We start from the raw sequence: 14,041 nt of genomic DNA on the forward strand, positions 1-14,041 counted from the left end.
GGGGGCACGCGTTTCGGCGGTGGTTAGGAGTGCGCGCCCGCGCCCTTCGCAGTATCAGCAAGGAGAGAAGTTTCATGGCACAAGGAACCGTCAAGTGGTTCAACGCCGAAAAGGGGTATGGGTTCATCGCCATCGATGGCGGCGGCCCGGATGTTTTCGTGCACTACACCGCCATCGACTCGAGCGGCTTCCGCACGCTCGACGAGGGCCAGCGCGTCGAGTTCGAGACCAAGCAGGGTGACAAGGGGCCGCAGGCTGACGCGGTCCGCCTCGTCTGAGGCACCCCCCGACAGACCACGACACGACCGCGGGTCCGGAGACTTCTCCGGGCCCGCGGTCGTTGCGTCCGGCTGCCGGCCTCGCCGGGTCCGCTCAGACCGGCAGACCCGGCTCGATCTCTCCCGCCCACGCGGTGATCCCGCCCCGCAGATGCTCCACATCGCGGCCCCGGGCACGCAGCAGTTCGCGCACCTGTCCCGAGCGCGCGCCGGAGCGGCAGTACAGCACCACCGCCCCGGGCGGCAGCCGGTCCGGGTCGGCCTCGATCAGGCCCTTGGGTACGAGCTCGGCCCCCGCGATCTGCGAGACCGCGGTCTCGGCCGGCTCCCGGATGTCGATCAGGGTGAAGTCGGCGCGTCCGGCCGAGCGCTCGGCGAGCAACCGGCGAAGCTCCTCGGCGGAGATGCCGTCGTCCTCCTCGACGGGGTCACCCGGGGCCGGCGTACCGCAGAATTCGCCGTAGTCGACCAGGCCGTCGATGGTCGCGTCCGGACCGCACAGCGGGCAGCCGGGATCCGCCTCGACGCGCAGGGTACGCCAGTCCTGGCCGAGCGCATCGTGGACCAGCAGCCGGCCGACCAGCGGCTCGCCGGCACCGGTGATCAGCTTGATCGCCTCGGCGGCCTGGACCGATCCGATCACCCCGGGCAGCACGCCCAATACGCCGCCCTCGGCGCAACTGGGGACCGCGCCCGGCGGCGGCGGCTCGGGATAGATGCAGCGATAGCAGGGGCCGTGGCCGGCCCAGAGGACGCTGACCTGGCCGTCGAACCGGAAGATCGAGGCCCAGACACAGGGCAGCCCGGCGAGCGCGCACGCATCGTTGACCAGGTAGCGGGTGGCGAAATTGTCGGCCCCGTCCACGACGAGGTCGTACTCGGCGACGACCGCCCGCGCGTTGTCCGCGGTCAGCGGCTCGCGATGGGTGCGGACGGTGACCAGGGGGTTGAGTTCGGCCAGGCGGGCCGCGGCCGACTCCACCTTGGACCGGCCGACATCGGCCACCCCGTGCAACACCTGGCGCTGCAGATTGGACTCGTCGACGACGTCGAAGTCGATCACGCCGATCGTGCCGACGCCGGCCGCCGCGAGATAGAGCAGCGCGGGGCTGCCCAACCCGCCCGCACCGACCACCAGTACCCGCGCGTTCTTCAGCCGCCGCTGCCCGACCATCCCGATGTCGGGAATCAACAGGTGCCGGCTGTAGCGTCCGAGCTCGGCGGGTTCCAGCTCGGCGCCGGGACTGACCAACGGATCCATGCCCCCACGCTACGCGGGCCGGCGAACCGCGACCGCCAGCGGCGCCGGCCCGGGCCTAGGCTGGCCCGGTGGCCCGTTCCGAGACGCTGACCGAGATCGACGGTCGTCGGCTGGCGTTGTCCAACCTGGCCAAGGAGCTCTATCCGAGCGGGCAGACCAAGGCCGAGGTGATCTCCTACTACCTGCACATCGCGCCCGTGCTGTTGCCGCACATCGCCGACCGCCCGCTGACCCGGCTGCGCGCCCCGGACGGCGCCGCCGGCCCGACGTTCTACGAGAAGAACGCGCCGGCCGGTACGCCGGACTGGGTACGGGTCCGGCCGGTGCAGGCCTCCGACGGGCCGATCGACTACGTGGTCGCCGACGACGCCGCGACGGTGGTCTGGCTGGCCAACCTGGCGGCGCTGGAGCTGCACGTGCCGCAGTGGCGTTTCGCCTCCACCGGGCCGGGGCGGCTGCGGCTGCCCGAGAGCGCGACGGACGCGCCACTGCCGTTGCACGACCGGTTGGTGATCGACCTGGACCCCGGCGAGGGGATCACCATGATCGAATCGGCCCGGGCGGCGCTGCTGGCCGGTGGCCTGCTGGCGCGCGACGGGCTGGTGCCGGTCTGTCGCACCTCGGGCGGCAAGGGCCTGCAGGTGGCCGCCGCGATCGCGCCCGCCGACGGCACCGCGAGCCGCGACTACGTCCGCGGGCTGGCCGCCGAGCTGGTCCGCACCGCGCCGGACCTGTTCGTCGACCAGATGGCCAGGTCGGCGCGGGCCGGGCGGATATTCGTCGACTACAACCAGAACCAGACCTTTCGCAACACGGTCGCGCCGTACTCGCTGCGGATCGGGGACCGTCCGCGGGTGGCGACCCCGCTGACCTGGGACGAGTTGGGCGCGGTGCAGACGCCCGATGCGCTGCGATTCGGCCCGGACGAGGTCCTGGCCCGGGTCGCCGAGCACGGCGACCTCGCCGGGGACCTGCTGCTCGACGACCCGCCACCACTACCCGCGAGCGACTAGGCTGCCGAGGATGGAGTCCACCACACACCGAGCCGAACCGGGCCGCGCGGCGCGCAGCACCCGGCTGCCGCGCGAGCAACGCCGCCGCCAGTTGCTGGACTCGGCCGGCGCCGTCTTCGCCGCCAACGGCTACCACGCCACCGTGATGGACGACATCGCCGAGGCGGCCGGGGTCTCCAAGCCTGTTCTCTACCAGCACTTCCCGTCCAAGCTGGATCTCTATCTCGCGCTGCTCGACGCCTCGGCCGACCAGGTGGTCGAGCTGGTCAGCGGCGCGATGGCGGCGACCGACGACAATGCCGATCGCGTGTCGTCGGCGATCGGCGCCTTCTATGCCTATGTCACCGAACACCAGACCTTCCGGCTGATCTTCGAGACCGACCTCAACCCCGACCCGCGGGTACGCGATCTGGTCTGGCGGATCCACACCGATCTGGCCGAGGCGATCGGTCAGGTGATCGCCCTCGACACCCGGCTGCCGGCCGACGAGGCGCGGCTGCTCGGCGTCTCGCTGGTCGGGCTGGCTCAGGTCAGCGCCCGGTACTGGACCAACGAGAGCTCCGGGATCGGTCAGGCCCGGGCGGTCGAGCTGGTCAGCCAGCTCGCCTGGCGGGGCATCCGGGCCTTTCCCCGGGTCACGGCGAACGCCTGACGCGGTTGTCCCCTCGCTGACTCCCCGGCGCACTAGATTGTGCGGCGACCCACCCGGCGAGCGCGCCGGCTCGCAGCATCGACGCAGGAGGGACCGCATGACCCAGCCACCGCCCCCGCAGCAGCCCTCGGCCGAGGCGGTGCCGGCCCCCCTCGAACCGCCGGCCCCCGCGCTCACGTTGGAGGCGCCGGCGCCGGTGCCTCAGGTCGCCGAGACCGAGGCGCCCACGATGGCACCGCCGGTGTCGGCAGAGCAGGTCCCGGCCCTCGACGCGAAGGTCGACGCGTTCGTCGCTGCCCTGGGCACGGCGGCAGCCCGCTCACCGGAGATGGACGCCCAGGCGGCGGCCGTGCGATCGATGGGCGATGCCGACATCCGGCGGGCTGCCGAGACGTCCAACCGGCTGCTCCAGATGCCGGTCAAGGAGATGAATGCGGGCGGCATCGCCAAGGAGTCCAAGGTCGGCAAGACCCTGCTGGACCTGCGCCGCACGGTGGAAGACCTCGACCCGAGCCAGGCCACCGGGCCCCGCAAGCTGCTCGGCTTCCTGCCCTTCGGTGATCAACTCGTGGACTACTTCCGCAAGTACCAGAGCGCGGAGAAGCACCTCAACGGGATCCTGCACGCCCTGCAGAACGGCAAGGACGAGTTGACCCGCGACAACGTGGCGCTGAACCTGGAGAAGCAGAACCTCTGGCAGAACATGGGCCGGCTGAACCAGTACATCTACATCGCCGAGCAGCTCGACCGCCGCCTGGCCGAGCAGATCTCGGCGCTGGAGCTGAGCGATCCGGAGAAGGCGAAGGCGTTGTCGCAGGATGTGTTGTTCTACGTACGCCAGAAGCACCAGGACCTGCTCACCCAGCTCGCGGTCTCGATCCAGAGCTACCTGGCGATCGACGTGATCATCAAGAACAACCTCGAGTTGATCAAGGGCGTGGACCGGGCCTCGACCACCACCGTGTCGGCCCTGCGCACGGCGATCATCGTTGCCCAGGCGATGACCAACCAGGAACTGGTGCTGAACCAGATCACCGCGCTGAACGAGACCACCTCGGGGCTGATCGAGCGCACCTCGGCGATGCTGAAGGAGAACTCGGCACGGATCCAGTCCCAGGCGGCGTCGGCGACGATCGGGTTGCCCCAGCTCCAGGCGGCGTTCCAGAACGTCTACGACACGATGGACTCGATCGACGCGTTCAAGCTGCAGGCGCTCGACTCGATGGGCCAGACGATCAGCGTGCTGAGTCACGAGGTCGAGAAGTCCAAGGACTACCTGGCGCGGGTGAACCAGCACGACCAGCGGCTCGCCTCAGGGGCGATGGACATCGAGTCCGGCGGTCCCGGGGCCCGCTGAGGCGATGGGATTTCTCGACTGGGTCGGCCGGGTCAACGACCGGCTGGAACCGGAGGGGATCGATGCACCGACGGTGCCGAGCGATGCCGACATCCTCAATGCACTGGAGCGCACCGAGGAACTGGCCCGGTCGGCGGGGCTGCCGTCGCTGGTGCTGGTCCGGGTGGGCCGGGTGGCAGGGTTGGTCCGCGACACCCTGCCCCGGTTGCGCAGCACCGGCCTGAACACGACCGATTCCTATGCCGTGATGGCGACGGCGACCGACTATCTGCCCGAGGCGCTCGGGGCGTACCTGCGGCTGCCGCGGGACTGGGCGAACACCCGGCCGGTCGATGCGGGCAAGACCTCGCTGATGCTGCTGGTCGACCAACTGGACCTGCTCGGGTCCACCATGGCGAAGGTGCTGGACGCGGTGGCTCGCACCGACGCGGCCGCGCTGGTCGCGCACGGGCGGTTCCTGACCGAACGGTTCGGAGGCGCACCGGTGACCCGGCCGCCGCAGCCGCCGGCACCACCGCGTACCGGAAATCCGCTCGACCTGGAGGGCCCGTGACCGAAGCCGATGCACCCGCCGGGGCGCTCGCGGTCGCGCTGCGGGAGTTGTCCGCGGTCGCGCGCGGCGCCGGCCAGGATCCGGCGGCGGCCCGGGCGGAGGGCGTTCGGCTGGCCGCCGCCGTCGCGGAGCGGTCGCCGGGGGCCTTCGCCGAGTGGGCCGCCCAGACCGGCGAGCCGGAGGGCGCCGCCGCATTCGCCGACGCGGCGCGGCACGGACGGGCGTGGCGCGGCGCGCCGACCAGCCTGCTGGACACCTTGATCGCGAGCGGCTCGCCCGGTGCGGACGCCTACGCCCGCGCGCTGGCCGGCGTGGCCACGGCGGCGGCAACGCTCGGCACCCCCGATGCCCGCGCCACCGGGAACGCGGCGGCCGCCGCGAGCGCGCAGCTCTCCGCGGTGGCCGCGGCGCGGCGCCTGCACGCCGCGCGGCCCGAGGGCTCGCCGCGCGCGGCCGGGCCGACCGCGGATCACGACTTCGTCGCCCGGGCGCCGGCGCTGGTCGAGCAGGTGCTGGCCCGGCTCGGCGGCCAACGGCCCTCCCCCGCGGCCCCCGGCTCGTGGCTGGACCTCGACGCGACCGCCCCGATCGGCCCCGGCGCCTTCGACCTCACCGGCCGCGGGTCACCGGCCGCGGGGCCGGGGCCCACAGCAGACCCGGGCACAGCGGTCGAACCGGGCACCGCGACCGGTGACCCGCGGCCGGAGCCCGCAGCCGATACCGCAGCACAGGCCGCGACCGAGGCCGAGCCCGCCGAGGACCCGCGTACCCTCCCCGAACTGCTGGCCGAGCTGGACGAGCTGATCGGACTGGCCGACGTCAAGGCCGAGATCCACCGCCAGGCAGCGCTGCTGCGCGTCGAGGGGTTGCGCCGCGACGCCGGGCTGGACCGGCCGGCGATCACCCGGCACCTGGTCTTCGTAGGCAACCCCGGCACGGGCAAGACCACGGTGGCGCGCCTGGTCGCGGGCATCTACCGGGCGCTGGGCCTGCTGTCGAAGGGACATCTGGTCGAGGTGGACCGTTCGGATCTCGTGGCGGGCTACCTCGGGCAGACCGCGACCAAGACGGCGGACGTGGTCGCGTCGGCGGCCGGCGGCGTCCTGTTCATCGACGAGGCGTACTCGCTGACCGGGGACCAGTACTCCACCGAGGCCGTCGACACGCTGGTCAAGGAGATGGAGGACCGCCGCGACGACCTGGTGGTGATCGTCGCCGGCTATCCCGGCCCGATGGCGCTGTTCGTCGCGCAGAACCCGGGTCTGGCGAGCCGCTTCCGGACGACGGTCGAGTTCGCCGACTACAGCGACGAGGAACTGGTCGAGATCTTCGCGCTGCTCGCGGAGGCGGCCGATTACGACCTCGCGCCGCAGACCATCGCCGCCTTCGCCGAGCTCGCGGCCGCCCAGGAGCGGGGCCCGGCCTTCGGCAATGCGCGGTACGCCCGTAACTGCCTCGAGGCCGCGATCGGCGCGCACGCGTGGCGACTGCGCGATGTCGAGCAGCCGAGTCTCGAACAGCTCCGCGAGCTGCGCCCCGAGGACCTGACCGAACCCGACCCCGACCGCAGGCAGGATGAGGCATGAGTCAGCCACGAGCAGGCACGAGTCGGGGGCAGGCTCCCGGCTTCCCGTTCGCGTCCGCCCCGGGGACGCACGCACCGGCACCCCAACCACCGGCACCGGCACCCCAACCACCGGCACCAGCACCCGGCCGGCCGCAACCCTCCCCCGCACCGGCCGGCCCTTCCGCCCGCCGCGCGGCCGCGGCGCCGGCCCGACCTGCCTATGCCCGACCGGCGCTGTCGACGCCGCGCTGGCTGCGCCGGGCGCAGGTGCTGATCAGCGTCGGCTGCCTGCTGCTCGGCATCCTGGCGACCGGGGTGCTGGCCTCCAACCGTTCCTCGGTCACGGCGCTCAGCGCGAATGTCGACCAATTGCTTCGCATCCAGACCATCCAGTCCAGCCTCCTGGCCGCGGACGTGGCGGCGACCAACTCCTTCCTCGGCAGCGAATCGGCGAGCCCGGCGCAGTTGCAGCGCTTCGACGACGCGATCAACGCGACGAGCGCCGAGATCGTCCGGGCCAGCCGGGCACAGCCGGCCGATGCCGCCGCCCTCGCCGCGCTGAACGAGCAGGTGCTGCGCTACACCGAGGCGATCGAGGCGGGCCGGACCAACAACCGGCAGGGATTCCAGGTCGGCACGGCGTACCTGTCCGACGGTTCGGCCACGCTTCGCGAGCGCGCGATGCCGATCGTCGATTCGCTGCTGGCGGCGAACACCGAGCGGATCCGCGCCGAGACGGCGGCGCTCGGTGGCCTCGGCCTGGTGGCGGCCTTCCTCGCGCTGGCGGTACCGGCCGCGATGGCCTGGTTCTGGGTGCAGATGGCGCGCCGGTTCCGCCGCTACGTCAACATTCCGTACGCCGTGGCCGCGGGCGCCGCCGCGCTCGCCGCGCTGATCCTGCTGATCTCGGTGGGCTCGTCGATGGCCACGGCCGCCGCGCTGGACCGCGACCGGATCACCCCACTGTCGGCCCTGGCCGCCGCCCGCGGCGACGCGGCGGACGCGAAATCGTATGAGGCGCTGCGGCTGATCGAGCAGTCCGGGCGCGACGGCCACGAGGAGAGCTGGGTCGAGGCCGACACGGCCGTGGCCGATGCCCTGGCGGGGGCCCCCGGTCTGGCGGGCCTGTGGCAGGCCTACCGCGACGTACACGGCGAGATCGTCACGCTGGACACGGACGGGAACTGGGCCGGCGCGGTGCAGATCGCGACCACCGACGAACCCGGCGGATCGAACAGCCGGTTCGCCGAGTTCGACAAAGCCGCGGCCGACGCCATCGCCGCCGATGCGGCCGTGGTCTCGAGGCAATTGGCGAACACCGCGACCTGGCTCACCGTCGCGGCGATCGCGACCGGACTGCTGGCGGCCGTCGGCATCGTCGGCGCCGCGGTCGGCATCAACCTGCGGATCAAGGAGTACCAGTGACCAGTACGAGCACCGCGCGGGTACGCCGGCCCCTCCCCCTGCGCCCGTCCCTCGCGCTGATCGCGGCGCTGCTGGCGGTGCTGCTGTCCGGCTGCGCCGCCAGCTACGCCGAGACGCCGGTGCCGCAGCCGACACCGGAGCCGGCCCCGACCCCGCCGGCGGCGGGCGGCGGCCCGAGCTGCGACAACGCGCTGCAGAGCTACGCCCCCGAGGGTGCGCTGCCGGCACCGGGCAAGATGCCGGCCGGCTCGACGATGGCCGAGATCGCCAAGCGCGGTCGGTTGATCGTCGGCGTCTCCTCCGACAGCCGGCTGCTCGGCGCGCGCAACCGCACCAGCGGACGGATCGAGGGCTTCGACACCGATGTGGCCAGATCGATCGCGGCCGCCATCTTCGGCGACGCGAACCGGATCGAGCTGCGGGTGATCACCGCCAGCCAGCGCATCCCACTGCTCGCCGACGGGGAGGTCGACCTGGTGGTGCGCAATTTCACGATCAACTGTGACCGGTGGAAGGAGATCGCGTTCAGCGCCGAGTACTACCGCGCCGGCACCAAGGTCCTCGGTCCCCGCGGCGACGCGATCATCAACCTGGGCAGCCTCGACGGCCGCCGTGTGTGCATGCCGAGCGGGACCACCCAGGCGGCCCTGCTCGCCCGGGACGCGCCCGGCGCCATCCCGGTCGAGGCCGCCAACCACACCCAGTGCCTGCGGCTGTTCCAGACCGGCCAGGCCGACGCGATCATCGGCGACGACGCCGTGCTCGCCGGGCTCGCCAGCCAGGACCCCTATGCCAAGGTGATGCAGATGCCGCCGATCACGCCCGAGCCGTACGGCGTCGGGGTGAATGCGGAGAACGTCGACCTGGTCCGGTTCGTGAACGGCGTGCTGGAGCGCCGCGCGGCCGACGGCGAATGGCAACGCAGCTACGACCGCTGGCTCCTGCCCTACCTGGGCAAGGGCGCGCCGCCCAAGCCCGCCTACGGCAGGAACCCGTGACGACGCTCACCGCGGCGCCGATACCACCCGGCCGGCTCGGCGTACCGGTCGAGCCGGCCGCGATGCAGCGCTATCTGGCGGCCCTGCTCACCTGGTCCGACGACCGCCGGGCCGAGCTGACCGCCCTGGACGAGGCCGTCCTCGCCCAGCCCGAACCGCAGCGCCGCGCGTTGACCCGTGACGTGATGTTGTCGCTCGCCCTGTGGCAGGCGGTGCGGGACCGGCTCGACCTGCTGATCGCCACCTGGGACTCCGGGCGGGTGGACGCGGTACGCCGTGAGCGACTGTCGTCGCTGATCTGGGGCCGGCTGGACGCGACCCTGGATCCGTCCCTGCTGGTCGGCGACGACGAGGCCCGTCCCGCGGGATTCGCGGTCTCGCTGCCCGAGGCCTGCCGCCTCTCCGATGCCCTGGCCGGTCAGCTACGGGCGCGGCTCGGTCATGGCCCCGACGCCAGCGGACTGCTCACCCGGCTGCGCCAGCTCCGCGCGCAGCTCGACCGGATCCGCGACCAGGTGGCGCTGGAGCCCGAGGCCGGGCGCCCGGCGGCGCAGGCGGCACTGACCCGGCTGGCCGACCGGGTCGCCGAACTCCAGGCGCGCGCGGAGCGCGGCGGCGACATCGGTGGGATGCTGGGCCCGGCCGAGATCGACGCGGCCCGGCTGGAGCGCGACCTGATCGTCGGCGGCGCCGAACGACGGGCCGCGGGCGCGCTGAGCGAGCAGGCCCGGGAACTGCGCGCCGATCTGGTCGCCCGGGCGGCCGCCCTGCGCCAGCTCGTCGACCAGACCGTGCGTCGGGTCGCCCCGGCGCCGAAGTACGCGGTGCCCGACGTCACCGCACTCGGCGACCCGCCGGCGGGCCGGGCCGAGCTGACCGCCTACCTGGCGCGGCTGGACCAGGTGAGTCGTGCACTCCAGGTCGTGCAGCACGCCTACAGCGCCGCCCTCGCCGAGCACACCTCCCTCGGCGGCCGGCTCGACGTTTCGCAACAGCGCGCCGCCGTGGTGGGGCTCGCGGGCGACCGGGTACTGACCGGGATCGCCGCCCTGACCGAGGAGGCGCTGGCCGCCGATCCGACCCCGATGGTGCTGGCGCGCCAGTTGACCGACGCCTACGACACGGCGCTGGCCTGGCGGTCCGGGCTGACGCGCCGACCGGAGCCGCCGACGAAGCAGTCACCGCAGAAGCAGTCACCGCAGAAGCAGTCACCGCAGAAGGAGACAGCGCAATGAAGTGCACCCAGCCCGGCTGCGCCGGCGAGATCGCCGACGGGTACTGCATGATCTGCGGGCTGCCCGCGGCCACCCCCGCCGACGCCGGCCCGGACACCTCGGCGATGCCCGCGACCCAGCCCGCGCGCCCGCCCGCTCCCGCGCGCCCGCCGGCCCCCGTTCGCCCCTCCTCGGCCACCGGCCGAGGCCCCTCCTCGGCCACCGGCCGATGCCGCCAGCCCGGCTGTTCGGGCGCCATCGCCGACGGGTACTGCGACGTCTGCGGTACGCCGGCCGCGGGCCCGGGGTCGTCGTCGGCCGCCGACGCGCCGGACTCGGGCCCGTCGGGGCTGTCCACGCGTACCCGCGGCTCGTCCCGGCTGGACTCGACGGCCCTGGGCTCCGCGCGGCTGGCGGGCGACAGCGTCGCCACCCGCCGGACCGGCGGCTCGCAGCGGCTGCGCTCGACGGGTCGGATCGGCGCGGGACTGGTCCGGGTACCGCCGGCACCGACGACGGATCCGGCGGAGGCGGTGATGGCCAACCCCGTCGTCCCGGAGAACAAGCGACACTGCCCTAGCTGTCAGTCCCCGGTCGGCCGCTCCCGCGACGGGCGGCCCGGCCGCACCTCGGGGTTCTGCCCGAACTGCCGCAATCCGTTCTCCTTCGACCCCAAACTGGCACCGGGTGATTTGATCGCACACCAGTACGAGGTGGCGGGCTGTCTGGCCCACGGCGGCATGGGCTGGATCTACCTGGCCCGGGACAAGAATGTCTCGGACCGCTGGGTGGTCCTGAAGGGCCTGCTCAACTCCGGCGACGCCGATGCGCTGGCCGCAGCGCTCGCCGAGCAGCAGTTCCTGGCCCAGGTCGAACACCCCTCCATCGTGGAGATCTACAACTTCGTCACCCACGACGACGCCGGCTACATCGTGATGGAGTACGTCGGCGGTCGGTCGCTGAAGCAGTTGCTGAAGGACCGGATGCGGGCCAACGACGGCGCGTACGACCCGCTGCCGCTGGACCAGGCGATCGCCTATGTGCTGGAGGTGCTGCCCGCGCTGCAGTACCTGCACGATCTCGGCCTCGTCTACTGCGACTTCAAGCCCGACAACGTCGTCCAGGTCGGCGACGGGCTGAAGCTGATCGACCTCGGCGGGGTACGCCGGATCGACGACACCGAATCCGCCATCTACGGCACCATCGGCTACCAGGCCCCCGAGGTCGCCCGCGTCGGGCCGAGCATCGCCTCCGATGTGTACACGATCGGACGGACGCTGCTGGTGCTGGCCGCGGAGTTCCGCGGCTACCAGACAACTTGGCAGGAGTCGCTGCCGGGCGCGGCCGAGATCCCGCTGCTCGGCGAACGCGACTCGCTGCACCGGTTGCTGCAGAAGGCCTGCGCCGCGGACCCGGCCGACCGGTTCGCCTCCGCCGACGAGCTGCGTACCCAACTGCTCGGTCTGCTCCGCGAGGAGGTCGGTCGCGGTTCGTCGAGTCTCGCGCCGACCAGCGCGCCGTCGGTACTGTTCGAGACGCCGCAGGTGTCGGGCAACGACCTCGGACCCGACGAGCTGCCGCCGCTGCGCGAGGACCCGACGGATCCGCAGTTCGCCTGGCTGTCGAATATCGACGTCACCGATCCCGCCGAACGGCTGCGTGCGCTCGACGCGGCGCCGGCGACCAGCCCGGAGGTGGCGCTCGACCGGGCCCGCTGCGCCCTGGCCCTAGGCAACCGGGAGCTGTTGGAGCGCGCCTGCGCGCAGATGCTCGCCGAGGATCCGTGGGAGTGGCGGGCCGTGTGGATGCAGGGCCTGGCGGCCCTGGCCGAGCGCCGCTTCGGCGACGCGCAGAAGGCGTTCAATGCCGTCTACGGCCAGGTGCCGGGCGAGCTGGCGCCGAAGCTGGCGCTCGGCCTGGCCTGCGAGCTGGGCGGTGAGCCGGCGATCGCCGAAGCGCTGTACCGGGTCTGTGCCGGCACCGACGCCGCCTATGTCGTGCCGGCCGCCTTCGGCATCGCGCGGCTGCGCGAGGGGGCGGGCGATCTGCCCGGCGCGATCGACGCGCTCGGCCTCGTGCCGGTCACCAGCCGGGCCCACGGCGAGGCCGCGCAACTGCGCGCGCGGCATCAGCTCGCGCTCAGCTCGGGCCCGGCCGACCTGGCCCGGGCCCTGGACTCGATCACCGACGCGCCGATGGAACCCGTCGATCGGGAACGGTTCACCGCCGAGGTGCTGGAGGCGGCGCTGGGCTTCGTGCGGGGCGGCGGTCCCCGGCAGCCGGCGGCACCCGCCGGGGGTGTCCGGATCGGGCGCTACGCTGCCACCGAGCCCGAGCTGCGCGACGGCCTGGAGGCCACCTACCGTCAGCTCGCGTCCCACGAGCCCGAGAAGCGGGTCGCGTGGGTCGACCGGGCGAACGCAATCAGGAACTGGAGTCTCACGTGACGAAGCCTGCGGCCGATGCCGGCGTCGGCGCGGCGCCCCCCACCTGCCCGGGCTGCGGTGCCGAGGTCTCCCCCCACGAGTCGTTCTGCGAGAGCTGCGGCCACGAGCTCGATCCGACCGAGCGTGCCCCGGAGCGCGGTCTCGCCGACGCCCCGATCAACCTGAGCCGTTCGGTCCGCGCCCACAGCGTCGATCTCGGCTTCGCGGGCGGTGAGCATGCCCGGACCTGCGCCGACTGCGGTGGCGCGGTCGATGTCGAGGGCTGGTGCGAGGTCTGCGGCGCCAAGGCTCCGCGGGCGCGGGACCGGTTCGGCGAGGCTCCCGCCGACTGGCTCGCCGGCACCTCCGATCTCGGCGTACGCCATCACCGCAACGAGGACGCGCTGGCGCTCGCCGCGGACGACCGCCCTGGTTCGCGCGGCGTGCTGGTGGTCTGTGACGGCGTGTCGACCGCGCCCGACTCCGACCGCGCGTCGCTGGCCGCCGCGCGGGCCGCCCGGGACCTGATGGCGAGCACCCATCGGGCCGGGCTCGGCACGGCCGAGTCGCGAGATGCCGCCCTGGTGCAACTGATCGTGGACGCGGTGGCGACGGCGAATGCGGCGGTGCTCGGCACGGCCGAGGACCCCGCCGGCGCCGACAGCGCCGCGTCCTGCACGTTCTCGGCGGCGATGATCACCGACGGCCTGGTCACCTGGGGCAACCTCGGCGATTCCCGCAGCTACTGGCTGCCCGACGAGGGCGAGCCGACGCAGTTGAGCACCGACGATTCCGTGGCCCAGGCCCGGATCGCGATGGGCGTCGACCGCGAGGAGGCCGAGAACTCCCCCGGCGCGCACGCGATCACCAAGTGGCTCGGGGCCGACGCGCCCGATCTGGCGCCACAGACGGGCCAGTTCCGGGTGCCGGGTCCGGGCTGGTTGCTGGTCTGCAGCGACGGCCTGTGGAACTACGCCTCGGCGGCGGACGACCTGGAGGCGGTGGTCGCCGAGCTGATCCTCGCCGATCCCGCCCGCAACCACGCCCCGCTCCGGCTGTCGGAGTTGCTGGTGGAGTGGGCGCGCGAGCGCGGCGGCCGGGACAACATCACGGCGGCGCTGGCCCGGTTCGGGCCGCAGCAGTGGTCGGGCCCCACCCTCCCGCCGCCGGCGGTCGAGGCGTCGCCGCTCGATCCGGAGTCCGATCAGGCCACCCGTCCGACCAGGTACGCCCCGGATGCCCCCGCCGGCCGTAGGCTGACTCGACACCCGCAGGACGCAACCCCGCAGGACTGAAC

At 73.1% G+C, this 14,041-nt stretch carries 12 protein-coding genes; 11 read left to right on the forward strand and 1 reads right to left on the reverse strand.

Annotated features, from left to right (window positions below):
- Positions 1-74 precede the first annotated feature (74 nt).
- On the forward strand, positions 75-278 hold the full coding sequence (locus GGQ54_RS01695) for a cold-shock protein (RefSeq protein WP_179443811.1): 204 nt from the start codon (positions 75-77) through the stop codon (positions 276-278).
- A gap of 94 nt (positions 279-372) precedes the next feature.
- Here the strand turns inward: GGQ54_RS01695 and moeB are convergent, their stop codons facing one another.
- Entirely contained in the window at positions 373-1,539 is a 1,167-nt protein-coding gene (gene moeB, locus GGQ54_RS01700; protein WP_179443812.1) for a molybdopterin-synthase adenylyltransferase MoeB, read from the reverse strand.
- A 68-nt stretch (positions 1,540-1,607) separates the two neighbouring features.
- On the opposite strand from moeB, the gene ligD reads away from it, so the two are divergent.
- From ligD to GGQ54_RS01750, 10 genes are all read left to right on the forward strand, one after another.
- Positions 1,608-2,552, forward strand: coding sequence for a non-homologous end-joining DNA ligase (gene ligD / locus GGQ54_RS01705; protein ID WP_179443813.1), 945 nt, complete (start codon positions 1,608-1,610; stop codon positions 2,550-2,552).
- Positions 2,553-2,562: 10 nt separating this feature from the next.
- Positions 2,563-3,204: a TetR/AcrR family transcriptional regulator gene (locus GGQ54_RS01710; RefSeq protein ID WP_179443814.1), complete on the forward strand. Its 642-nt coding sequence runs from the start codon at positions 2,563-2,565 to the stop codon at positions 3,202-3,204.
- A gap of 97 nt (positions 3,205-3,301) precedes the next feature.
- The gene (locus GGQ54_RS01715; RefSeq protein WP_179443815.1) at positions 3,302-4,561 is read left to right on the forward strand and encodes a toxic anion resistance protein; all 1,260 of its coding nucleotides are present in this window, start codon (positions 3,302-3,304) and stop codon (positions 4,559-4,561) included.
- Positions 4,562-4,565: 4 nt separating this feature from the next.
- Positions 4,566-5,114: a hypothetical protein gene (locus tag GGQ54_RS01720; RefSeq protein WP_179443816.1), complete on the forward strand. Its 549-nt coding sequence runs from the start codon at positions 4,566-4,568 to the stop codon at positions 5,112-5,114.
- Positions 5,111-6,700, forward strand: a complete 1,590-nt coding sequence (locus tag GGQ54_RS01725; RefSeq protein ID WP_343045819.1) for an AAA family ATPase — start codon at positions 5,111-5,113, stop codon at positions 6,698-6,700. The genes GGQ54_RS01720 and GGQ54_RS01725 overlap by 4 nt, the downstream gene beginning before the upstream one ends.
- Complete coding sequence (locus GGQ54_RS01730; RefSeq protein ID WP_179443817.1) at positions 6,697-8,106, forward strand: hypothetical protein; 1,410 nt, start codon at positions 6,697-6,699, stop codon at positions 8,104-8,106. The genes GGQ54_RS01725 and GGQ54_RS01730 overlap by 4 nt, the downstream gene beginning before the upstream one ends.
- The gene (locus GGQ54_RS01735) at positions 8,103-9,104 is read left to right on the forward strand and encodes a transporter substrate-binding domain-containing protein (RefSeq protein ID WP_179443818.1); all 1,002 of its coding nucleotides are present in this window, start codon (positions 8,103-8,105) and stop codon (positions 9,102-9,104) included. The genes GGQ54_RS01730 and GGQ54_RS01735 overlap by 4 nt, the downstream gene beginning before the upstream one ends.
- A complete protein-coding gene (locus tag GGQ54_RS01740; protein ID WP_179443819.1) occupies positions 9,101-10,339 on the forward strand; it encodes a hypothetical protein in 1,239 nt (412 codons plus the stop codon). The genes GGQ54_RS01735 and GGQ54_RS01740 overlap by 4 nt, the downstream gene beginning before the upstream one ends.
- On the forward strand, positions 10,336-12,765 hold the full coding sequence (locus tag GGQ54_RS01745) for a serine/threonine-protein kinase (protein WP_179443820.1): 2,430 nt from the start codon (positions 10,336-10,338) through the stop codon (positions 12,763-12,765). Before GGQ54_RS01740 ends, GGQ54_RS01745 begins: the two co-directional genes overlap by 4 nt.
- Complete coding sequence (locus GGQ54_RS01750; protein ID WP_179443821.1) at positions 12,762-14,039, forward strand: protein phosphatase 2C domain-containing protein; 1,278 nt, start codon at positions 12,762-12,764, stop codon at positions 14,037-14,039. Before GGQ54_RS01745 ends, GGQ54_RS01750 begins: the two co-directional genes overlap by 4 nt.
- The last annotated feature ends 2 nt before the right edge of the window (positions 14,040-14,041 follow it).

This window comes from Naumannella cuiyingiana (assembly GCF_013408305.1).
Taxonomy (GTDB): Bacteria; Actinomycetota; Actinomycetes; order Propionibacteriales; family Propionibacteriaceae; genus Naumannella; species Naumannella cuiyingiana.

What these genes read in the sequence shown, in the direction of transcription:
- GGQ54_RS01720 (WP_179443816.1), top strand. Translation starts at nt 4,566, where the DNA reads ATGGGATTTCTCGACTGGGTCGGCCGGGTCAACGACCGGCTGGAACCG.
- moeB (WP_179443812.1), bottom strand. Translation starts at nt 1,539, where the DNA reads ATGGATCCGTTGGTCAGTCCCGGCGCCGAGCTGGAACCCGCCGAGCTC.
- GGQ54_RS01695 (WP_179443811.1), top strand. Translation starts at nt 75, where the DNA reads ATGGCACAAGGAACCGTCAAGTGGTTCAACGCCGAAAAGGGGTATGGG.
- GGQ54_RS01710 (WP_179443814.1), top strand. Translation starts at nt 2,563, where the DNA reads ATGGAGTCCACCACACACCGAGCCGAACCGGGCCGCGCGGCGCGCAGC.
- GGQ54_RS01730 (WP_179443817.1), top strand. Translation starts at nt 6,697, where the DNA reads ATGAGTCAGCCACGAGCAGGCACGAGTCGGGGGCAGGCTCCCGGCTTC.
- GGQ54_RS01715 (WP_179443815.1), top strand. Translation starts at nt 3,302, where the DNA reads ATGACCCAGCCACCGCCCCCGCAGCAGCCCTCGGCCGAGGCGGTGCCG.
- GGQ54_RS01745 (WP_179443820.1), top strand. Translation starts at nt 10,336, where the DNA reads ATGAAGTGCACCCAGCCCGGCTGCGCCGGCGAGATCGCCGACGGGTAC.